The following is a 456-nucleotide window of genomic DNA, read 5'->3' as shown; positions in this document are numbered from 1 at the left end:
ATCCTCCATATTCGGAATGTCAATATCATATTTATTGGCAAAAAGGTTTGTTTCTTGAAGCAATTCATCAAAGTCACTATCTTTCACCTCTTGTAAACGAGACTTGACTACGTTCACTAAACCAATTGCATTTAAAAGGTCTTGATATTTTCTTTGTAGTGCTTGCGACAACTCATAAGAAATCCCCAAGATAAGGTGCATAAGATGCAACAAGAATGCAAACTCAAAATCCTCCATGGCATACAAAATGCAACCTACATCAGTCCTTGCAGCATCATTCTTAGGGTCGTCTTCAATAATTTTCATCAAGGAAATTATTGGAGAAAATAATGAAATAACACTTGTAACTGTACCAAAATGAGAACCCCGACGAGTGTCTCTAGGTCGCTTTAAGTTTGCCTCTTGATTTAAACCTCTTCCAGTTGGTAATTCACTAGAAGCAATTCTTTCAACGAT

At 36.2% G+C, this 456-nt stretch carries 1 protein-coding gene; it reads right to left on the bottom strand.

All coding sequences use genetic code 11. The features are described from left to right. On the bottom strand, nt 1-456 hold a 456-nt coding region (locus JMF97_RS30740), incomplete at both ends, for a hypothetical protein (protein ID WP_203224685.1).

Origin of the sequence: Micromonospora fiedleri (genome assembly GCF_016774385.1) — a bacterium.
GTDB classification, from domain to species: Bacteria; Actinomycetota; Actinomycetes; order Mycobacteriales; family Micromonosporaceae; genus Micromonospora; species Micromonospora gifhornensis.
This window is presented reverse-complemented; position numbering and strand designations above follow the sequence as displayed.